The sequence below is a fragment of the Dyella thiooxydans genome, assembly GCF_001641285.1.
Classification (GTDB): Bacteria; Pseudomonadota; Gammaproteobacteria; order Xanthomonadales; family Rhodanobacteraceae; genus Dyella_A; species Dyella_A thiooxydans.
Window position 1 is genome coordinate 673,049 of sequence record NZ_CP014841.1, and the last position, 20,097, is coordinate 693,145.

At 67.2% G+C, this 20,097-nt stretch carries 15 protein-coding genes; 7 read left to right on the forward strand and 8 right to left on the reverse strand.

Going from position 1 to position 20,097, the window contains the following annotated elements:
* Positions 1-249: 249 nt before the first annotated feature.
* Positions 250-1,269, forward strand: a complete 1,020-nt coding sequence (locus ATSB10_RS03075) for a peptidoglycan-binding domain-containing protein (RefSeq protein WP_063670381.1) — start codon at positions 250-252, stop codon at positions 1,267-1,269.
* Between the two features lie 89 nt (positions 1,270-1,358).
* On the opposite strand, the gene ATSB10_RS03080 is transcribed toward ATSB10_RS03075, so the two are convergent.
* Genes ATSB10_RS03080 through ATSB10_RS03090 form a run of 3 tightly spaced genes read right to left on the reverse strand, consistent with a single transcriptional unit; the run spans position 1,359 to position 4,689 of the window.
* Positions 1,359-2,756 (reverse strand): pseudouridine synthase, encoded by a 1,398-nt coding sequence (locus ATSB10_RS03080; protein WP_063670382.1) that lies wholly within the window; start codon positions 2,754-2,756, stop codon positions 1,359-1,361.
* Positions 2,757-2,768: 12 nt separating this feature from the next.
* Positions 2,769-3,773 (reverse strand): SMC-Scp complex subunit ScpB, encoded by a 1,005-nt coding sequence (gene scpB, locus ATSB10_RS03085; RefSeq protein WP_236886480.1) that lies wholly within the window; start codon positions 3,771-3,773, stop codon positions 2,769-2,771.
* Positions 3,766-4,689 (reverse strand): segregation and condensation protein A, encoded by a 924-nt coding sequence (locus ATSB10_RS03090; RefSeq protein WP_063670384.1) that lies wholly within the window; start codon positions 4,687-4,689, stop codon positions 3,766-3,768. Before ATSB10_RS03090 ends, scpB begins: the two co-directional genes overlap by 8 nt.
* A 734-nt stretch (positions 4,690-5,423) precedes the next feature.
* Between ATSB10_RS03090 and ATSB10_RS03095 the strand changes: the two genes are divergently transcribed.
* Positions 5,424-5,789 (forward strand): PilZ domain-containing protein, encoded by a 366-nt coding sequence (locus ATSB10_RS03095; protein ID WP_017463169.1) that lies wholly within the window; start codon positions 5,424-5,426, stop codon positions 5,787-5,789.
* Between the two features lie 78 nt (positions 5,790-5,867).
* Here the strand turns inward: ATSB10_RS03095 and ATSB10_RS03100 are convergent, their stop codons facing one another.
* Positions 5,868-7,556, reverse strand: coding sequence for an AMP-binding protein (locus tag ATSB10_RS03100; protein ID WP_063670386.1), 1,689 nt, complete (start codon positions 7,554-7,556; stop codon positions 5,868-5,870).
* 66 nt (positions 7,557-7,622) lie between these two features.
* Here ATSB10_RS03100 and ATSB10_RS03105 point away from each other — a divergent pair, with 66 nt between their 5' ends.
* Positions 7,623-8,126, forward strand: a complete 504-nt coding sequence (locus ATSB10_RS03105; protein ID WP_236886481.1) for a hypothetical protein — start codon at positions 7,623-7,625, stop codon at positions 8,124-8,126.
* Between the two features lie 60 nt (positions 8,127-8,186).
* Here the strand turns inward: ATSB10_RS03105 and acnA are convergent, their stop codons facing one another.
* On the reverse strand, positions 8,187-10,937 hold the full coding sequence (gene acnA, locus ATSB10_RS03110; protein ID WP_063670389.1) for an aconitate hydratase AcnA: 2,751 nt from the start codon (positions 10,935-10,937) through the stop codon (positions 8,187-8,189).
* Between the two features lie 438 nt (positions 10,938-11,375).
* Between acnA and acnB the strand changes: the two genes are divergently transcribed.
* Positions 11,376-13,967, forward strand: coding sequence for a bifunctional aconitate hydratase 2/2-methylisocitrate dehydratase (gene acnB / locus ATSB10_RS03115; RefSeq protein WP_063670390.1), 2,592 nt, complete (start codon positions 11,376-11,378; stop codon positions 13,965-13,967).
* 116 nt (positions 13,968-14,083) lie between these two features.
* On the forward strand, positions 14,084-14,989 hold the full coding sequence (locus tag ATSB10_RS03120; RefSeq protein ID WP_063670391.1) for a LysR family transcriptional regulator: 906 nt from the start codon (positions 14,084-14,086) through the stop codon (positions 14,987-14,989).
* 17 nt (positions 14,990-15,006) lie between these two features.
* Here ATSB10_RS03120 and hflD read toward each other — a convergent pair whose 3' ends face one another.
* Genes hflD through ATSB10_RS03135 form a run of 3 tightly spaced genes read right to left on the reverse strand, consistent with a single transcriptional unit; the run spans position 15,007 to position 17,249 of the window.
* Positions 15,007-15,630, reverse strand: coding sequence for a high frequency lysogenization protein HflD (gene hflD / locus ATSB10_RS03125; RefSeq protein WP_063670392.1), 624 nt, complete (start codon positions 15,628-15,630; stop codon positions 15,007-15,009).
* A 24-nt stretch (positions 15,631-15,654) separates the two neighbouring features.
* A complete protein-coding gene (gene mnmA, locus ATSB10_RS03130) occupies positions 15,655-16,767 on the reverse strand; it encodes a tRNA 2-thiouridine(34) synthase MnmA (protein WP_063670393.1) in 1,113 nt (370 codons plus the stop codon).
* Positions 16,764-17,249 (reverse strand): NUDIX hydrolase, encoded by a 486-nt coding sequence (locus ATSB10_RS03135; RefSeq protein WP_063670395.1) that lies wholly within the window; start codon positions 17,247-17,249, stop codon positions 16,764-16,766. The genes mnmA and ATSB10_RS03135 overlap by 4 nt, the downstream gene beginning before the upstream one ends.
* A gap of 122 nt (positions 17,250-17,371) precedes the next feature.
* Here ATSB10_RS03135 and clpS point away from each other — a divergent pair, with 122 nt between their 5' ends.
* The gene (clpS, locus tag ATSB10_RS03140) at positions 17,372-17,698 is read left to right on the forward strand and encodes an ATP-dependent Clp protease adapter ClpS (RefSeq protein WP_026107461.1); all 327 of its coding nucleotides are present in this window, start codon (positions 17,372-17,374) and stop codon (positions 17,696-17,698) included.
* Positions 17,699-17,764: 66 nt separating this feature from the next.
* Positions 17,765-20,035, forward strand: coding sequence for an ATP-dependent Clp protease ATP-binding subunit ClpA (clpA, locus tag ATSB10_RS03145; RefSeq protein WP_063670397.1), 2,271 nt, complete (start codon positions 17,765-17,767; stop codon positions 20,033-20,035).
* Positions 20,036-20,097 lie beyond the last annotated feature (62 nt).

Sequence of the window (20,097 nt, forward strand, 5' to 3'; positions counted from 1 at the left end):
GTTCATGCGGGCGCCGTCGCGCGCGCCCATCACGTACCACGTCGTCGACGTTCCGCCGATGCCGCCCGACAGCGGACCGGCACGCTAGGTCGCCGCCGCCAGGGCCGGACCGGTCCGCGTTGCGGCTATCCAGAACCTTCCGCACATGGCTCCCCGCGCGACGGGGACGGATGGTCTTGGCCCGCGCGGCGGAGTTCGGTGGTTCGACGCTCCCTCCGTTCCTCTATTCGTTTCCATCATGGAGTAATCATGAGAATTGACTCTCTCAAGCAGGGCGCTCTTGCCTTCGCGATCGTTGCCTTCACGAGCCTGGCCGGCTGCTCGACCCTGCAGACCGGCGGCGGCAAGAATCCGGTCGCCGGGTCGGCCGGCGGCGCCAACAGCAAGAACGCCAATCCGACCCTCGAGCATTGCCCGAAGCCGCTGGGGACGCTGGCCGTGGAGGAAGACGAGGGCGAGCCATGGTACGCCATGCTGACCCAGCAATACCACCTGCCGTCGACCACGCCGCTGATCCGCATGATGATCCAGCAGAGCAACTGCTTCGTGGTGGTCGATCGCGGTCGCGGCATGACCTCCATGATGCGCGAGCGCGACCTGGCCGCTTCCGGTGAATTGCGCTCGAGCAGCAATCTGCGACCGCACCAGATGGTGGCCGCCGACTACGTGGTGACGCCGAACATCCAGTTCTCGCAGGACACGGGCGGCGGGGCGGCGGGTCTGGCCGGGCTGGTGCCCTACGGTGCGCTGGTCGGGGCGGTGGTCGGCTCGATGAAGACCAGCGAGGCGTCCACCACGCTGATGCTCACCGACACCCGGTCGGGCGTGCAGGTGGCGATCGCGCAGGGCAGCGCGAAGAACATGGATTTCGGGTTCGGGGGGCTGTTCGGTGGTGCGGGTGCCGTCGGTGCTGCCGGCGCGTATGCCAAGACGCCGCAGGGCAAGGTGATCGCGGCGGCTTTCCTCGACTCGTACAACCAGATGGTCAAGGCGGTGCGCGAATACGCGCCGCAGCACGTATCCGGTGGCCTGGGCACTGGCGGTGCCCTCTCCGTGGATGGCGAGTCCCCGTCGGGCGCAGGCGATGTGGCGGGCCTCTCGCTCCGGGATGCGCAGCGCAAGCTGGCGTCGCTCGGTCTCTACAAGAGTCGCATCGACGGCCGTCCGGGCCCGGGCACTTCGTCCGCGCTGAGCAGTTTCCAGCGCATTCGGGGTCTGGACGTGACCGGCAAGCTCGATCCGGCCACGGCTAGGGCACTGCAGCAGTAGCGTTCGCGCGGCACGGTTTCGCCGCCGTCACGAAAAAGCCGCCCATTCGGGCGGCTTTTTCGTCTGCAACCGCGGACGACTCGGATCCGTCAGTGATTGCCGCCGCGGTTGCCGCCGGGGCGCTTGCCGCCACGACCGCCGCCGCTGTTTCCGCCCGGGCGGGGACCGCGGTTGCCGGCGTTGCCGCGATTGCCTGCATTGCTACGGTTGCCCGCGTTGTTGCCACGGTTGCCGCCGGGGCCGCGCTTTTCGCCGCCGAAGCCGCTGTAGGGAGCCGCCGCGCCGGCAGCACCCGCGCCACCGCCGCCGCGACGGCGCTTGGCGCCACCGGGCTTGCCCTGGCCACCGCCGGTCGGCTGGCCGTCACGGGTTTCACCGGCGAACCAGGTGCGCACCGAGGGCAGTTCCTGGCCGGGCGCCACGCCGCGCTTGTTGCGGCTCTTGCGGGGCTGGCCCGGGCGCTCCGGGCGGGCGACGTTGCCGTTCACCTCGCGACCGGGGCGGCGCCCCTTGCCGCGGGCCGGCTCGTCGCGGATGCGGTCGAACGCACGCAGTTCGCGTGCTTCGTCGGCGGCGGCACTGCTCCAGGCGGTGGCGGCACCGCGCTCCGGGCGGTATTCGGTGACGTGGCGCGGGGCGCGGCGCTGGTGCAGCACCGGGCTGAGCGTCAGGACCGGCTGGGGCGCGCCCAGCCCGGTGAGCTTGCGCAGCTCCTTTACAGCGTCCTCGCCCAGCGATTCGCAGTCGCCGCGGCGCAGGGCGCGCGGCAACTGCACGTTGCCGTAGCGGATGCGCTTGAGGCGACTGACCAGGAAGCCCTGCGAATCCCACAGGCGGCGCACCTCGCGGTTGCGACCCTCGCGGATCACCACGCGGAACCAGCTGTGGCTGCCGCCGCGGCTGATCACCGCGATGTCGTCGAAGCGGGCGGGGCCATCCTCCAGCTCGACGCCGGACTTGAGCTTCTCGATGATCTCGTCGGGCACTTCGCCATGGACACGGCACAGGTACTCGCGCTCCAGCCCGCTCTTGGGATGCATCAGCGCGTTGGCGAGCTCGCCGTCGGTGGTGAGCAGCAGCAGGCCGGTGGTGTTGATGTCCAGCCGGCCCACGGCGACCCAGCGCGCGCCCTTCAGGCGGGGCAGCTCCTCGAACACGGTGGGGCGACCTTCCGGATCGTCCCGGGTGGTCATCACGCCTTCCGGCTTGTGATAGACCAGCACCTCGGTTTCGTCGCGGTTGTCGGTGGCGACGACGAACTGCTTGCCGTCGATGACCACGCGGTCGCCGGCATGCACGCTGGCGCCGATGGCGGCCGGCTGGCCGTTGAGCTCGACTTCGCCCGCATGGATGCGTTGTTCGAGCATCCGGCGCGAGCCGAGTCCGGCGTTGGCCAGCACCTTGTGCAGGCGCTCTTCCAGCGCGGGTTCGTTTTCGGCCCGTGCGGGGCGCTTGAGGGTAAGTAGGGATTTCTGCGGCGCAGTCATGCGCGTGACTCCTCAGGAATGCTTGTCGGTGTCGCCGTCGCCGGCGTCCGCGGGGATCGCTGCCTCGTCGGCAGTGTTGGGTTCGATGGTCGGCGCGTCGGGCGCCTCGGTGTCGTCGTGCGGCGTGGCCGCGTCGGCGGGGGATGTTTCGTGGGTGTCGTCTGCTTCGGCGGTGGTTTCCGCCGCGGGTTCGTCGACAACTTCGACGGCCTCGACGACTTCGATGGTTTCGATGACTTCGACAGTTTCGATGATGTCGATGGTTTCGACCGGCTCGGAAACTACCGAGATCTGCGCTGTCTCGTCCATGTCGGCGGATGGCTCGCTTTCGCCGGCTTCCGCAGCGGCTTCGGCGGCGGCTTCCGCTTCCGCCTCGGGATCGATCGGCAGGTCCTTCACCACGCGTGCCGGCAGCGGCTCGGGCTCGAAGCGCAGCTGCGGGTCTTCCATGTCGCGGATCTCGGACAGCGGCGGGAGCTGGTCCAGCGACTTCAGGTTGAAGTAGTCCAGGAATGCGCGGGTGGTGCCGAACAGCGCCGGTCGGCCCGGCACGTCGCGGTGGCCGACCACGCGGATCCAGTCGCGCTCCTCCAGCGTCTTGATGATGTTGGAGGACACCACCACGCCCCGGATCTGCTCGATCTCCGGACGGGTGATCGGCTGGCGGTAGGCGATCAGCGCCAGCGTCTCCAGCAGGGCGCGGGAGTAGCGACTGGGCCGCTCGGTCCACATCCGCGACAGCCAGGGGTGCACGGCCTGTTTCACCTGGTAGCGGAAACCGGAGGCGACCTCCTTCAGCTCCACGCCGCGCCCCTCGCAGTCGTCAGCCAGTGACTCGAGCGTGCGCGCGACCAGCTCGCGGGTCACTTCGTGTTCTTCGCCGAACAGCTCGACCAGCTGCGCCATCGTCAGCGGGTTGCTGGAGGCGAGCAGGGCGGCTTCGACGATCGGCTTGAGCTGTTCGATACCGAGCGGTTCGTCGCGGACCGGACCGGCGAGTTCCTGGTTGTCACTCATAGGCGGAGGCTTCTCCGGCGGATTCGTCATGGGGCTCATCGGCGTCGGTGGCGTCTTGGTAGTCGCCCGCGTCGGCCTTGGCCTTGAGATAGATCGGCGCCAGTGGCGCCTCCTGCACGATCTCGATCAACATTTCCTTGGCCAGCTCGAGCATGGCCAGGAAGGTCACCACCACGCCGAGCCGGCCCTCGGTCGGATCGAACAGCGTCTCGAAGCGTTGGAAACTGACGCTTTCCAGCTTGCCCAGCAGCTCGCCCATACGCTGGCGTACGCTGAGGGCCTCGCGCTTGATGGCGTGGTGGCCGAACAGCTCGGCGCGATGCATCACGTCCTTGAGCGCCAGCAGCATTTCCTTCAGGTCCAGCGGGGGCGGCAGGCGGATCACCGTGCGCTCGCCCGCGTCGACCTGTACCGGCACCGTGTCGCGTTCCACGCGGGGCAGGGCGTCGATGTCCTCGGCGGCCTTCTTGAACCGCTCGTACTCCTGCAGCCGGCGGACCAGGTCGGCGCGGGGATCCTCTTCCACCCCTTCCTCGGCGGGCGGTCGCGGCAGCAGCAGCCGCGATTTGATCTCGGCCAGGATCGCGGCCATCAGCAGGTATTCGGCCGCCAGCTCCAGCCGCATCACATCGCGCATCAGCTCGATGTAGGCCATGTATTGGCGGGTGATCTCGGCGACCGGGATGTCCAGGATGTCCAGGTTCTGCCGGCGGATCAGGTAAAGCAGCAGGTCCAGCGGACCCTCGAACGCCTCCAGGATGACTTCCAGCGCGTCCGGCGGAATGTACAGGTCCTGCGGCATCTGCAGCATCGGTTCGCCGCGCACGATCGCCAGCGGCATCTCCTGCTGCTGCGGCATCGACGCGAATACGTCCGCTGGACTGGTTGTCTGAGGCTCGCTTGGCTCAGTGCTCATCAATGCATGTCGTTGGGCCACCGCCCGGAAGGACGGGGATTGCACACGATTGGAACCGGACCCGTCCATCCGGCTCGCGCCGAGGGATACGGGGCTTGCACGCGCCGACGTAGCCGCGCTGTGTGGAAACGCTCCTTGCTGCAGATGCCCGGCCTGGCTGGTGCCTTGGTCGCGATTGCCCGGCGATACCCCTGGGGAATCATCGGGCGGGTCGCGACCAACCGCTGGGCGTCCGGTCCGGGATATGAGCCACGGTCGAGGCGCGCGTGCCGGTGGGCGTCGAAAACGCTACGGGCATATCAGTCGGTCGGCGGAGAGCATCGAACGTGGCTCTCGGGGCGCTCTCCACTGCCTCGCCGGCAGGATGGCGCCCTGTATTAACCCCACGAATGGCCCACAGCGTAATGGCTGGTTTGTCGCAAGTCCAGCAGCCGGGCGGGCATCACGTCATCGGGGCGCAATGTGCCGCTGATCGTCCATCCTTGGCACTGCGATCCGGTTCGTCATGGTCGCCGGTGCTGCCTCGATGGCCATTTGGTGCGAATGGCGGATCTGATTTCGGTTCTGGCACATCGTTTGCTTCACCCGCTTGTCCCTGCGTGGACTTCGTGCCCCAATACGGTTCTGCCGGATCGGAGCCCGCACGCGTCGGGAACATTCTTCACCGGCAGGTCCTCCCGGGCTCTTCGGTGCGAGGGAATCAGGCCTCCGGGGGACGGGGCAAGCGAGGGAGCATGATGGCAGTAGACAAGAATGCGACGGGCTTCGGCGAGGAACATCTGCGCCCGGCCAGGATGCGCATCGAGACGACGGTGCTGATGAGTCGTGGAGACCAGTCGCATCCGAGCGAGCTGGTGGATATTTCGGCCACTGGCCTGCTGGTGCGTCGGCCCCTGGGCTGGTCCGGCGAGCTGGGGGAGCCGTGGGTGCTGGACATGATCTTCGGCAGCGACCTGCACATCCATCTGGAGGCGACGGTGGCAAGGATCTCCGACCATCACGTCGGATACGCGTATTCCCGGATTCCCGAGGACAAGCAGGTGCCGCTGTGGAACCTGCTCGGTGGTTACGCCGACATCCTGGAGCAGTGGAACAACTGAGCGCGACCGTTCCGCAGCCCCGCACAGGAAAACGCCCGCGTTACGCGGGCGTTCTTGCATCCGCAGGCACCTGGCCGGTCAGTGGGTGGCGGCCGGCTTCTTCTCGTCCCGCAGCTCGCGCCTGAGGATCTTGCCGACGTTGCTCTTGGGCAGGTCGTCGCGGAACTCGATGAGCTTCGGCCGCTTGTAGCCGGTGAGGTTCTCGCGGCAGAACTCCTTCAGGGCCTCGGCGGTGAGGTTCGGGTCCTTGCGCACCACGAACAGCTTCACCACCTCGCCAGAGTGTTCGTCCGGGATGCCCACGGCCGCGACTTCCGACACGCCAGGGTGCTGCATCACCGTGTCTTCGACCTCGTTCGGATACACGTTGAAGCCGGACACCAGGATCATGTCCTTCTTGCGGTCGACGATGTAGAAGTAACCGTTCTCATCCATCCGGGCGATGTCACCGGTGTGCAGCCAGCCATCCTCGCCGAGCACCTTGGCGGTCTCCTCCGGGCGCTGCCAGTAGCCCTTCATCACCTGCGGGCCCTGCACCATCAGTTCCCCCACTTCACCGACCGGCAGCGGCTGGTTCTCTTCCGACCAGATCGCCACGTTGGTGGACGGGATCGGCAGGCCGATCGAGCCGTTGTATTCCTTCAGGTCGAGCGGGTTGATGCAGGCGGCAGGCGATGTCTCGGTGAGGCCGTAGGCTTCGGCCAGGGTGCAGCCGGTGACCTTCTTCCAGCGTTCGGCCACGGCACGCTGCACCGCCATGCCGCCACCCAGCGTCAGGTGCAGGCGCGAGAAATCCACCTCGGCGAAGCCGGGCGTGTTGAGCAGGCCGTTGAACAGCGTATTGACGCCGGTGAGCGCGGTGAAGCGCGACTTCTGCAGCTCCTTGACGAACCCGGGCATGTCGCGCGGATTGGTGATCAGCCAGTTCAGGCCGCCCAGGCGCATGAACACCAGGCCGTTCGCCGTCAGCGAGAAGATGTGATAGAGCGGCAGGGCGGTGATGATGACCTCCTCGCCCTCCTTCGCATTCCGGCCGATCCAGCTGCCGGCCTGCAGCATGTTGGCCACCATGTTGCCGTGGCTGAGCATCGCGCCCTTGGCCACGCCGGTGGTGCCACCGGTGTACTGCAGGAAAGCCAGGTCATCGTGGCTCAGCATGACTTTCGGCAGCGGGTGATGAGCCCCGCGCGCCAGGGCATCGTTGAAGCGCACGGCCTGTGGCAGGTGGTAATCCGGCACCATTTTCTTTACGTGCTTGGCCACCGTGTTGACCAGCATGCCCTTGAGGCCGCCGAGCAGGTCGCCCACGCCCGTGGTGACGATGTGCTCGACATGGGTGTCGGCCACCACCTGCTGGACCGTCGAGGCGAAATTGTCCAGCACCACGATCGCCTTGGCGCCGGAGTCCTCCAGCTGATGCCTGAGCTCGCGGGCGGTATAGAGCGGGTTGGTGTTGACCACCACCAATCCCGCACGCAGTGCGCCGAACAGGGCGATCGGGTACTGCAGGACGTTGGGCATCATGATCGCGATGCGATCGCCCTTGACCAGCTTGAGCTCGCCGGAGAGATAACCGGCGAACTTCGCGCTCATCGCATCGATCTCGCCGTAAGTGAGCTGCTTGCCGAAGCTGGCGAAAGCCGGCCGCTCCTTGAACTTGCCGAAGGCCTCCTCGAGCACCGCGACGACAGATGCGTAGGCACCCAGGTCGATCTCGGCGGGGACACCCTCCGGATAGTGGTCAAGCCACGGACGCTCTTTGCTCATGGTGATCCTTGCGCTCCTGGAAACGGATGGCCGCCTGCCGCGGCCGGTCATCGACATGACGCGGCATTGGAGCATACGCTCGCGTATAGCGGCAAGCCGCGCCGCAACGACCCGGAAGCCCTCCGCATGCGCCTGCACCGATGCCTTTTACTGATGTTTGCCGCGGTCGTTTCCGGAGTGCTCGGCGGGTGTCATCGAGTCCCCGCCGAGGAAGCGGTGCGGCACGCGGTGACGGCGGCGGAGCATGCCGCCGAGGCGGTCGACGCGGGGGCTTTCCGGGATCGGCTGAGTGAGGATTTCACCGGCAACCGGGGGCAGTTCGATCGCCGGCAACTGGTCGATCTGCTGCGCCTGGCACGGCTGCGGGGCGAGACCATCCATGTGCTGATGGGGCCGGTGTCGGTCGAGCCGCATGGCGATCGTTTCGTGGCGACGTTCACCGTGACACTCACCAGCGGGGGGCGCCTGTTGCCCTCCGACATGGGGGTCTACCGGGTCGAGAGCGCCTGGCGTCAGGAGGGCGGCGACTGGGTCTGCTATTCGGCCACCTGGTCGCAGCCTTCGCCGTAGCGCCACGCTGAAAAAGAGAGCGCCGCCCGGAGGCGGCGCTCTTCCATCATGGGCGGGTGTTCAGGCCGCCTTTCTGCCGGCGAGCTGGCGCAGCACATACTGCAGGATGCCGCCGTGGCGGAAGAACTCGCGCTCCTTCGGCGTCAGCAACATCACGTTGACCTTGAACGTCTTCTTGCTGCCGTCGTCGGCCGTTGCAACCACGGTGGCTTCCTTTGCATCGCCACCGTCCAGGCCGGTGATGTCGAAGCGCTCCTTGCCGCTGAGGCCCAGTGACTGCGCGTTCTCACCCGCCTTGAAGGTGCACGGCAGCACGCCCATGCCGACCAGGTTGGAGCGATGGATGCGCTCGAAACTCTCGGCGATCACCGCCTTCACGCCCAGCAGCAGGGTGCCCTTGGCCGCCCAGTCGCGCGAGGAGCCTGTGCCGTACTCCTTGCCGGCCAGCACGATCAGCGGCGTCTTCTCTTCCTTGTACTTCATCGCCGCGTCATAGATCGCCATCTGCTCGCCCGAGGGCACGTGCAGGGTGTAGCCGCCCTCGACCCCGTCCAGCATCAGGTTCTTGATGCGGATGTTGGCGAAGGTGCCGCGCACCATCACGTCGTCATTGCCGCGACGGGAGCCGTAGGAGTTGAAGTCCTTCGGGTCGACGCCCTTCGAGATGAGGAAGCGGCCCGCCGGGCTGTCCTTCTTGATCGAACCGGCCGGCGAGATGTGGTCGGTGGTGATCGAATCCCCGAACAGGCCCAGCGCGCGTGCGCCGTTGATGTCCTCGACTGCATCGAGTTCCATCGTCATGCCGTCGAAGTACGGCGGATTCTTGATGTAGGTGGAATCGTTCCACTGGTAGACCGCGCCGTCGGGCGAGGCGATCTGGTTCCAGCGGCTGTCGCCCTTGAACACGTCGGCGTAGTTCTTCTCGAACATGGCCGGGTTGATCGCGCCCGCGATGGTGTCGGAGATCTCCTGGTTGCTCGGCCAGATGTCCTTGAGGAACACATCCTTGCCGTCCCGATCCTGGCCGATCGGCTGGCGCGTCAGGTCGATGTCGAGCGTGCCGGCCAGCGCGTAGGCAACCACCAGCGGCGGCGACGCCAGGTAGTTCATCTTCACTTCCGGATGCACGCGGCCTTCGAAGTTGCGGTTGCCCGACAGCACCGAAGCGACGGCCAGGTCGCCTTCGCCCACGCCCTTGCTGATCTCGGCCGGCAGTGGGCCGGAGTTGCCGATGCAGGTGGTGCAGCCATAGCCGACGATGTAGAAGCCGACCTTCTCCAGCTCTTTCAGCAAGCCGGTCTTCTCGAGGTAGTCGGTGACCACCTTGGATCCCGGGCCGATCGACGTCTTCACCCACGGCTTGGCGGTCAAGCCCCTGGCGGCGGCCTTCTTCGCGACCAAGCCGGCGCCGAGCATCACGGCCGGGTTGGAGGTGTTGGTGCACGAGGTGATCGCGGCGATCACCACCGAGCCGTCCTTCAGGTCGAAGGTGTCGCCGCCCTTGCTTACGCGCACGCTGCCTTCGCCCAGGCTATTGGCCTCGTTGCCGATGGCCGCCGAGCCACCCTCGTTCTGGAAGCCGGCGGCGTCGCCGTTCTTCTTCCGGCGACTGGCAGTGAGCCCGCCCACCGCGTCGTGGAAGCTTTTCTGCACGCCTTCCAGCAGCACGCGGTCCTGCGGACGCTTGGGGCCGGCCAGCGAGGGCTTCACGTCAGCCAGGTCCAGTTCCAGCGTGGTGGTGAACTCCGGCTCCACCGCATGCTCGTCGTGCCACATGCCCTGCGCCTTGGCATAGGCCTCGACCAGGGCGATCTGCTCTTCGCTCCGGCCGGACAGGCGCAGGTAGTTCAGCGCCTCCTGGTCGACCGGGAAAATGCCGCAGGTGGCGCCGTACTCCGGGGCCATGTTGGCGATGGTGGCGCGGTCGGCCAGTGCGAGGTGCTTCAGGCCCGGGCCGAAGAACTCGACGAACTTGCCCACCACGCCGAGCTTGCGCAGCATCTGGGTGACGGTCAGCACCAGGTCGGTGGCGGTCACACCTTCGGCCAGTTTGCCGGTCAGCTTGAAGCCCACCACCTGCGGGATCAGCATCGACGAAGGCTGGCCCAGCATGGCCGCCTCGGCCTCGATGCCGCCGACGCCCCAGCCCAGCACGCCGAGGCCGTTGATCATGGTGGTGTGGGAATCGGTGCCGAACACGGTGTCCGGGTAGGCCCAGCGCTCGCCGTCGACCTCACCGGCAAACACCACGCGGGCCAGGTGTTCCAGGTTCACCTGGTGCACGATGCCGGTGCGCGGCGGCACCACCTTGAAATTGTTGAAGGCCTTCTGGCCCCAGCGCAGGAACGAGTAGCGCTCCTGGTTGCGCTCGAATTCGATCTCGACGTTCTTCTCCAGCGCCGACTCGGAGCCATAGGCATCCACCTGCACCGAGTGGTCGATCACCAGCTCGGCCGGCGCCAGCGGGTTGATCTGGGTGGCGTCGCCGCCGAGCCTGACCACGGCATCGCGCATCGCGGCGAGGTCGACCACGCACGGCACGCCGGTGAAGTCCTGCAGCACTACGCGCGCGGGCATGAAGGCGATCTCGGTGTCCGGCTCGGCCTTGGCCTTCCACCTGGCCACCGCCTCGATCTCCTTGGCGGTCACGGTCACGCCGTCCTCGTGGCGCAGCAGGTTCTCCAGCAGGATCTTCAGCGAGTAGGGCAGGCGCTTGAGGTCGAACTGCTGGCCCAGTTTGGCCAGGCTGGCGAATCGGTAGGTGGTGCCGTTGGCCGTTAGGGTGTCGCGGGTGGCGTAGGTGTCCAGCATGGCTAACTCCTTTATTGCTTGAGGCTGGCGGACGCAGGGCGTAACAGCGACATGGTACGCGCGTCGTGGTCAAGGCGACGTGGCGATGCGATGGTGGCGTGCCATGGCGGATCTTCCCGGCCCGTCGGGATGCGATCGTGTCGAATCGTGCGCACCGTGATGTCGGGTCGCCGGCCGGTGACGACAAGCGCGGTGGTGAGGCCACCTCTTGCACGATTTCGAACGCTCCCGGAAACGGTGTCTTGCGTTGCGGCTGGATTGGCGCGGCTGGCAAAATACGGAGGCTAAGTGCCGCCGTGAGGCGGCTTCGGGCCTTGCTTTCGCGCCGATCGATGGTCGCTTTCCGGAGAGGTTTTCCCGGAGTGGCATCCACCGTTGAAGGGCGACAGGCAGGGCCACCCGGTACCCGCGCGCACCCACCCCAAGGGACTTGAGATCATGCTTACCGCCTATCGCCAACACGCCGCCGAACGCCAGGCCCTCGGCGTTCCGCCGCTGCCGCTCACCGCACAGCAGACGGCCGAACTGATCGAACTGCTGAAGAATCCCCCGGCTGGCGAGGAAGCCTTCCTGGTCCAGCTGCTGAGCGAGCGCGTGCCGGCCGGCGTGGACGACGCGGCGAAGGTGAAGGCCTCGTATCTCGCGGCCGTCGCGTTCGGCACCGAGGTCTGCCCGCTGATCAGTCGCGAGAAGGCGACCGAGCTGCTCGGCACCATGCTGGGTGGCTACAACATCCATCCGCTGATCCAGCTGCTCGACGACGCGCAGCTGGGCGGCATCGCCGCCGAGGCGCTGAAGAAGACCCTGCTGATGTTCGACTCCTTCCACGACGTGAAGGAAAAGGCCGACGCCGGCAACGCCCATGCCCAGGCCGTGCTGAAGAGCTGGGCCGAGGCCGAGTGGTTCACCTCGCGTCCCGAGGTGCCGGAGTCGCTGACCGTCACCGTGTTCAAGGTGCCGGGCGAGACCAACACCGACGACCTGTCGCCGGCGCCCGACGCCACCACGCGCCCGGACATCCCGCTGCACGCGCTGGCGATGCTGAAGAACAAGCGCGACGGTGCGCCGTTCCAGCCGGAGGAAGACGGCAAGCGCGGTCCGATCCAGCTGATCGCCGACCTGAAGAACAAGGGCCACATGGTTGCCTACGTCGGCGACGTGGTCGGCACCGGCTCCAGCCGCAAGAGCGCCACCAACTCGGTGCTGTGGTGGACCGGCGAGGACATCCCGTTCATCCCGAACAAGCGCTTCGGCGGCGTCTGCCTGGGCGGCAAGATTGCCCCGATCTTCTACAACACGATGGAAGACGCCGGCGCGCTGCCGATCGAGCTGGACGTCTCGAAGATGGAGATGGGCGACGTCGTCGAGCTGCGCCCGTACGAGGGCAAGGCGCTGAAGAACGGCGAGGTGATCGCCGAGTTCCAGGTGAAGTCCGACGTGCTGTTCGACGAGGTGCGCGCCGGTGGCCGCATCCCGCTGATCATCGGCCGCGGCCTCACCGCCAAGGCGCGCGAGGCGCTGGGTCTGCCGGCCTCGACCCTGTTCCGCCAGCCGCAGCAGCCGGCCGATACCGGCAAGGGCTACTCGCTGGCGCAGAAGATGGTCGGCCGCGCCTGCGGGCTGCCGGAAGGCCAGGGCGTGCGCCCGGGTACCTACTGCGAGCCGAAGATGACCTCGGTCGGTTCGCAGGACACCACCGGCCCGATGACCCGCGACGAGCTGAAGGACCTGGCCTGCCTGGGCTTCTCGGCCGACCTGGTGATGCAGTCGTTCTGCCACACCGCCGCCTACCCGAAGCCGGTGGACGTGAAGACCCACCACACCCTGCCGGAATTCATCTCCACCCGCGGCGGCATCTCGCTGCGCCCGGGCGACGGCGTGATCCACAGCTGGCTCAACCGCATGCTGCTGCCCGACACCGTCGGCACCGGCGGCGACAGCCACACCCGCTTCCCGATCGGCATCTCGTTCCCGGCCGGCTCCGGCCTGGTCGCGTTCGCCGCGGCAACCGGCGTGATGCCGCTGGACATGCCGGAATCCGTGCTGGTGCGCTTCAAGGGCGAGCTGCAGCCGGGCGTCACCCTGCGTGACCTGGTCAACGCGATCCCGTACTACGCGATCAAGCAGGGTCTGCTCACCGTTGCCAAGCAGGGCAAGAAGAACGTGTTCTCCGGCCGCATCCTGGAGATCGAGGGCCTGCCGGACCTGAAGGTGGAGCAGGCGTTCGAGCTGTCCGATGCCTCGGCCGAGCGTTCGGCCGCCGGTTGCACGGTGCGCCTGAACAAGGAACCGATCATCGAGTACCTCAACAGCAACATCACGCTGCTGAAGTACATGATCGCCCAGGGCTACAAGGACGCCCGCAGCCTGCAGCGCCGCATCGCCAGGATGGAGGAGTGGCTGGCCAACCCGCAGCTGCTCGAGCCGGACGCCGACGCCGAGTACGCTGCGGTCATCGAGATCGACCTGGCCGACGTGCACGAGCCGATCGTGGCCTGCCCGAACGATCCGGACGACGTGAAGACCCTGTCCGAGGTGGCCGGCGCAGTCATCGACGAGGTGTTCATCGGTTCGTGCATGACGAATATTGGTCATTTCCGCGCCGCGTCGAAGCTGCTGGAAGGCAAGCGCGACATCCCGACCAAGCTGTGGGTGGCCCCGCCGACCAAGATGGACGCGCAGGAGCTGACCAAGGAAGGCCACTACGGCACCTTCGGCACCGCCGGCGCGCGTATGGAGATGCCGGGCTGCTCGCTGTGCATGGGCAACCAGGCGCAGGTGAAGGAGGGCGCGACGGTGTTCTCCACCTCCACCCGCAACTTCCCCAACCGCCTCGGCAAGAACTCCAACGTCTACCTCGGCTCGGCCGAGCTGGCGGCGGTGTGCTCGCGGCTGGGGCGCATCCCGGGCAAGGACGAGTACATGGAAGCCATGGGCGTGATCAACGCCAGCGGCAAGGCGATCTACAAGTACATGAACTTCGACCAGATCGAGGACTTCAAGGAAGTCGCCGATACCGTCAGCGCCTGAACCGTGCAGCGATGAACACGACAAAGCCCGGCCCCGTGCCGGGCTTTGTCGTTATGCTTCCCGCCACGCAAAGGGGGCAGGCCCTGCTCCCGGGCGCTGAGGAACCCTGAACCCGGATGATTTCCAGCCTCTTGTCGGTCGTCTCGTTGCGCGATCTCTCCCTGGTCCAGGCGGTCAGCCGCCACGGCAGCTTCAACAGCGCGGCACGTGCCATGCACATCAGCCCGTCGGGGTTGTCGCACCAGGTGCAGAAGGTCGAGCAGGCGCTGGGGGCGCCGCTGTTCGAACGAGGGGGGCGGCGCATCGTGCCCACGGCGGGCGGTCGTCGCCTGCTGGAGCAGATCGATGCGGTGCTGGCGGCCGCCGAACACCTGCAGCAGGCGGCCCGTGCGGGTGAGGTGGCTTTCGGTGGCGAGCTCCGGCTGGGCGTGCCGGCGTCGCTCGGTCCCTACCTGCTGCCGCACCTGATTGCCCCGTTCCCCCAGCATTTCCCCGGCACCCGACTCAGCCTGTCCGAAGGCAAGCCGAAGGGGTTGCTGCGGCGCCTGCACGAGGGTGAGCTGGACGCCGTGCTGGGGCCGCCGCCGGCGGTGTCGCCAGCCGGCATCGCGAGTCGCCCGCTGTTCTTCGAGCCATGGGAGGTGATGCTGCGGGCTGATCACCCGCTGGCCGGAAAGTCGACGCTGGCGCTCGACCAGCTGGACGCCGCCGAGGCCACGGTCATGGCCGAGTACCACCAGGACGGCGTGGCCGAGGCCGGCCAGGTACAGGACGTGAGCCTGGAGAGTCTTGCCGCACTGGTCGAGCTGCGCGGCGGCTATGCGCTGGTACCGGCGCTGGCGCGCGACCGGTTGTCGTCGATTGCGGCGGTGACCCTGGCCAAGATCCGTGGGCCGGCGCCCGGTCGGGATATCTCCCTTTACTCACGCGAGGCTTCGCCGTGGGGCGAGGATCTGATCGCGTTCGCCGAGCTGCTGCGGCAGATCGCCCGGCGCCGGCCCGGGCTGCGCCTGTTGGACTGAACGATTGGAGCGCTGTCTCAGCCGTTGTCCAGGGTGGAGCCGGTGAGCAGGCCGCGGGCGAGCATGGCGCACTGCTTGCGATGCAGTAGCAACTGCCACTGCCGGCCACCGACCTGCCGCCACAGCACCGCCGAGCGGACGGCCGCCAGCAGGCTGGTGCGCACCCGCTCGACGATGGCTTCCTGGCGCAGCATCTGGGGATTGCCGGTGACCATCACGCGCGGCTTCAGCGTGGACAGCGTGGATACGTAGAGCGCGGCCAGCCGGCCGATCACCTGCGGCGAATACCTGCCGAAGTGGTCGATCTGCCGCTGCGCGGCCAGCAGTCCCTGCTGCAGGTCGTTGCGCAGATTGCCGTGGCGGGCGAGGGTGCGCTCCAGTCGCATCACGGTGATCGCCATGCGGGTCACCGCCATGTCGCTGGAGCTGTCCTCCAGCTGGGCGATCAGGGTGCGCAGCCCCAGCCGCAGTGCCGAGGTGCGACCGTAGACGCCCACGACCGAATCGGCATCGATGCGGAAGACGCTGTCCACGCTGGTCTCGAATGCCGCCTCGTCGCAGCGCCCCTGGTTCGCCAGCTGCTGCGCGAGCGAGGTGGCCTGGAACAGACCGGCAAGGGCGAGCACGCGCTCTTCATTCATGGCAAACAGGCTGGGGACCACTTCTCACGACTCCGACAGGGCAGGGGGCAGGCCGCCAAAGGGAGCGTCGGTGACGGCAATCACCGCCCCCCCCAGGCAGGCCTCGCCGTCATAGAAAACCACCGATTGCCCCGCCGTGACGGCGCGCTGGGGATCGTCGAAACGCACCTCCAGCCGCTCGTCCCGCAGCAGCACCTCGCAGGCCACGTCGGTTTGGCGGTAGCGCGTCTTGGCCGTGCAGCGGAAGCGACTGGCAGGCGCTTCGCCGGCGATCCAGTGGGGGGTGTCGGCCATCAGCCGGGTGGACTGCAGCCAATGGTTCTCGCCGCCTTGGGCCACGTACAGGATGTTTGCCGGCACGTCCTTGCCGACCACGTACCAGGCTTCGCCGCTGGCGCCGTGGCGCCCGCCAATACCCAGGCCCTGGCGCTGGCCGAGGGTGTAGTACATCACCCCCTGGTGTTCTCCAACCTCCCTTCCGTCGGGAGTGCGCATGGCGCCGGGCCGGGCCGGGATGTACTGGCCGAGGAACTCGCGGAAATCGCGTTCGCCGATGAAGCAGATGCCGGTGGAGTCCTTCTTGGCGTGGGTCGGCAGGCCGGCCTCCCGCGCCATGACACGCACCTGTTCTTTCGGCAGGTGGCCGATCGGGAACAGCGCGGCGGCGAGCTGGGCCTGGCCGATCGCATGCAGGAAGTAGGTCTGGTCTTTGGTCCGGTCCGCGGCGCGGAGCAGCCGGTACCTGCCGTCGCGCTGGTCGACCTGTGCATAGTGGCCGGTGGCGATCTTCTCCGCGCCCAGTGCGCGGGCCTCGTCGAGAAAGGTCTTGAACTTGATCTCGCGGTTGCACAGCACGTCCGGATTCGGCGTGCGGCCGGCGCGGTACTCGGCCAGGAAGTGCTCGAACACGCCGTCCCAGTACTCGGCGGCGAAGTTGCGCGTGTGGAACGGAATGCCGAGGCGTCCGCATACGCCCAGGGCGTCCTTGCGGTCGGCATCGGCGGTGCAGGGCCCGGAGCGCTCGTCCTCTTCCCAGTTCTGCATGAACAGGCCTTCGACGGCGTGGCCGGCCTGCTGCAGTACCAGGGCGGCGACCGACGAGTCGACCCCTCCGGAGACGCCCAGCATCACTTTCACGGGTAACGATCCCCGTCGAGCAGGCTGGTCACCGTCGCCAGTGGCAGGCGCTGGCCCGCCAGCCAGGCGTCGATGCTCAGCAGCACCAGCGGGCTGCGCAGGCGGTCGCCGAGGGCTGCGATCTCCTCGCGGGTCAGCCACAAGGCGCGCCGGATGCCGGTGTCCAGCGGACGGGCCGGATCGTGACCGACCGGCCGCGCAGCGAAGCTGAATCGCACCACGCCATCACCGTGCTCGGTGCTACGCCATTGATGGACGCCGATCAGGTGCTGCAACTCGACTGTCCAGCCGGTCTCCTCCAGCGTCTCGCGGGCCGCGGCGGTGAGCAGGCTTTCGTGGTCGTCGAGATGGCCGGCCGGCTGGTTGTAGGCCAGCCGGCCGCCGACTTCCTCTTCCACCATGAGGTAGCGGTCGCCGTCCGCCACCACACAGGCGACGGTGACGTGCGGGCACCACACGGACGAGGATGAGGAAGCGGACATGTCGGCTTGCCTTGCGGCACTGGAAAAGCGTTCATTGTGCCATCACCTCTGTCCCCGTCGCCAAAGCTGCATCCCCGGCGGCGTAGAATCCGTATCAACCGGCAAGCGACCCAATTTTCCTGATGGCAAACCAACCCGAACACGAGCAGAGCCCCGGACACGGGCTGGCGCTGGAACCCTCACGTCCGGAGGTGGCACGGCCGCCGCTGTATCAAGTTCTGCTCATGAATGACGATTTCACTCCCATGGACTTCGTGGTGGAGGTGCTCCGCGGTTTCTTCGCCATGGACCAGGAGAAGGCGGTGCAGGTGATGCTCCACGTGCACACCCGCGGACGGGGTGTGTGCGGGGTGTTTACCCGGGAGGTGGCCGAGACGAAAGTCACCCAGGTGAACGAATATTCACGTGCCCATCAGCACCCGCTGTTGTGCACTATGGAAAAGCTGTAGGCGACCCCACTTTGGCGATATCGCGGCATCCTCAGGCCGCAGCCATATAACCGGGAGACGGTCCGGATGTTCAGCAAGGATCTCGAAGTCACCATCGGCCAGTGCTACAAGCAGGCGCGCGAACAACGTCATGAATTCATGACGGTGGAGCACCTGCTGCTTGCCCTTACCGACAACCAGTCCGCGTCCGGCGCCTTGCGTGCCTGCGGCGCCGACATTCCGCGGCTTACCAGCGAGCTCGAAAAGATCATTGCCGAGACCGTTCCCGTGCTGCCGCACGGTGACGAGCGCGACACCCAGCCGACGCTGGGCTTCCAGCGTGTGCTGCAGCGGGCGGTCTACCACGTGCAGTCCTCCGGCCGGAAAGAGGTCACCGGTGCCAACGTACTGGTGGCGATCTTCGGCGAGAAGGATTCCCACGCGGTCTATTTCCTGCACCAGCAGGAGATCACCCGGCTGGACGTGGTCAACTACATCTCGCACGGCATCGCCAAGATCGGCGAAGAGCCTTCGGCCGGCCCCGCCGGCAGCGAGCGCGAGGGCGAGGAAGGGGGCGAGGGCAAGGGCAACCCCCTGGCCGAGTACGCCAGCAACCTCAACGAGCTTGCGCTGGAGGGCAAGATCGATCCGCTGATCGGCCGGGCCGACGAGATCGAACGCACCATCCAGGTGCTGTGCCGACGTCGCAAGAACAACCCGCTCTACGTCGGCGAAGCCGGCGTGGGCAAGACCGCGCTGGCCGAGGGCCTGGCCAAGCGCATCGTCGACGGCGAGGTGCCGGAGGTGCTCGAGGACGCCACCATCTGGTCGCTCGACCTCGGCGCACTGGTGGCCGGGACCAAGTACCGCGGCGATTTCGAGAAGCGCCTGAAGGCCGTGATCGGCCAACTCAAGAAGCAGCCCGGCGCGATCCTGTTCATCGACGAGATCCACACCATCATCGGCGCCGGCTCGGCCTCGGGCGGCACCATGGACGCGTCGAACCTGATCAAGCCGATGCTGGCTTCGGGCGAGCTGCGCTGTATCGGCTCGACCACCTTCCAGGAATTCCGCGGCATCTTCGAGAAGGACCGCGCGCTGGCCCGCCGATTCCAGAAGATCGACGTGGTCGAGCCCACCGTGGCCGACTCCATCGAGATCCTCAAGGGCCTGCGCTCGCGCTTCGAGGAGCACCATGCGGTGGCCTACACCAACGAGGCGCTGAAGGCCGCGGTGGACCTGTCGGTCAAGCACATCCCGGACCGGCTGCTGCCGGACAAGGCGATCGACGTGATCGACGAGGCCGGTGCCCGCCAGCGTCTGCTGCCGGAAGAGCAGCGCAAGGCCACCATCGATGTCTCCGAGGTGGAGTACATCGTGGCGAAGATGGCGCGTATCCCGGCCAAGCAGGTCTCGGCCTCCGACCGCGACGTGCTGAAGAACCTCGAACGCAATCTGAAGATGGTCGTGTTCGGTCAGGACCAGGCGATCGAGGCGCTCACCGCGTCGATCAAGATGGCGCGCTCCGGCCTGGCCGACCCGTCCAAGCCGATCGGCAGCTTCCTGCTGGCCGGCCCCACCGGCGTCGGCAAGACCGAGGTCACCAAGCAGCTCGGCATGCAGCTCGGCATCGAGATGATCCGCTTCGACATGTCCGAATACATGGAGGCGCACTCGGTCTCGCGGCTGGTAGGCGCCCCTCCGGGCTACGTCGGCTTCGACCAGGGCGGCCTGCTGACCGAGGCGGTCACCAAGCACCCGCACTGCGTGTTGCTGCTGGACGAGATCGAGAAAGCCCACCCGGACGTGTTCAACATCCTGCTGCAGGTGATGGACCGTGGCGTGCTGACCGACACCAACGGGCGCGAGGCGAACTTCAAGAACGTGATCGTGGTGATGACCACCAACGCAGGCGCGCAGCAGGCGTCGCGTCGCGGCATCGGCTTCGTCAAGCAGAACCACACGACCGATGCGATGGAGGTGATCCGCCGCATGTTCACGCCGGAGTTCCGCAACCGCCTCGACGCGATCATCCAGTTCAACTCGCTGGACTTCGACCACATCCTGCGCGTGGTGGACAAGTTCCTGATCGAGCTGGAGGCACAGCTCACCGAGAAGCACGTCGCGCTGGATGTGGACGCCGATGCCCGCCGCTGGCTGGCCGAGCACGGTTTCGACCCGCAGATGGGCGCCCGGCCGATGGCCCGGGTGATCCAGGAGCGGGTGAAGCGGGCGCTGGCCGACGAGCTGCTGTTCGGCAAGCTGGCCGAGGGCGGCAAGGTGCGCCTGGGCGTACGTGACGGCGAGCTCACCGTGGATACCGAGTCGGCCGAGAAGCTGCCGGCCGTGGTGGAGTGAGTCCGAGGCCCGGGCGGCCCTGGCCGCCCGGGCTCCGGACACGAAAAAAGGCGACGCCGCGG

What these genes read in the sequence shown, in the direction of transcription:
- ATSB10_RS03075 (WP_063670381.1), top strand. Translation starts at nt 250, where the DNA reads ATGAGAATTGACTCTCTCAAGCAGGGCGCTCTTGCCTTCGCGATCGTT.
- ATSB10_RS03080 (WP_063670382.1), bottom strand. Translation starts at nt 2,756, where the DNA reads ATGACTGCGCCGCAGAAATCCCTACTTACCCTCAAGCGCCCCGCACGG.
- scpB (WP_236886480.1), bottom strand. Translation starts at nt 3,773, where the DNA reads ATGAGTGACAACCAGGAACTCGCCGGTCCGGTCCGCGACGAACCGCTC.
- ATSB10_RS03090 (WP_063670384.1), bottom strand. Translation starts at nt 4,689, where the DNA reads ATGAGCACTGAGCCAAGCGAGCCTCAGACAACCAGTCCAGCGGACGTA.
- ATSB10_RS03095 (WP_017463169.1), top strand. Translation starts at nt 5,424, where the DNA reads ATGATGGCAGTAGACAAGAATGCGACGGGCTTCGGCGAGGAACATCTG.
- ATSB10_RS03100 (WP_063670386.1), bottom strand. Translation starts at nt 7,556, where the DNA reads ATGAGCAAAGAGCGTCCGTGGCTTGACCACTATCCGGAGGGTGTCCCC.
- acnA (WP_063670389.1), bottom strand. Translation starts at nt 10,937, where the DNA reads ATGCTGGACACCTACGCCACCCGCGACACCCTAACGGCCAACGGCACC.
- acnB (WP_063670390.1), top strand. Translation starts at nt 11,376, where the DNA reads ATGCTTACCGCCTATCGCCAACACGCCGCCGAACGCCAGGCCCTCGGC.
- ATSB10_RS03120 (WP_063670391.1), top strand. Translation starts at nt 14,084, where the DNA reads ATGATTTCCAGCCTCTTGTCGGTCGTCTCGTTGCGCGATCTCTCCCTG.
- hflD (WP_063670392.1), bottom strand. Translation starts at nt 15,630, where the DNA reads ATGAATGAAGAGCGCGTGCTCGCCCTTGCCGGTCTGTTCCAGGCCACC.
- ATSB10_RS03135 (WP_063670395.1), bottom strand. Translation starts at nt 17,249, where the DNA reads ATGTCCGCTTCCTCATCCTCGTCCGTGTGGTGCCCGCACGTCACCGTC.
- clpS (WP_026107461.1), top strand. Translation starts at nt 17,372, where the DNA reads ATGGCAAACCAACCCGAACACGAGCAGAGCCCCGGACACGGGCTGGCG.
- clpA (WP_063670397.1), top strand. Translation starts at nt 17,765, where the DNA reads ATGTTCAGCAAGGATCTCGAAGTCACCATCGGCCAGTGCTACAAGCAG.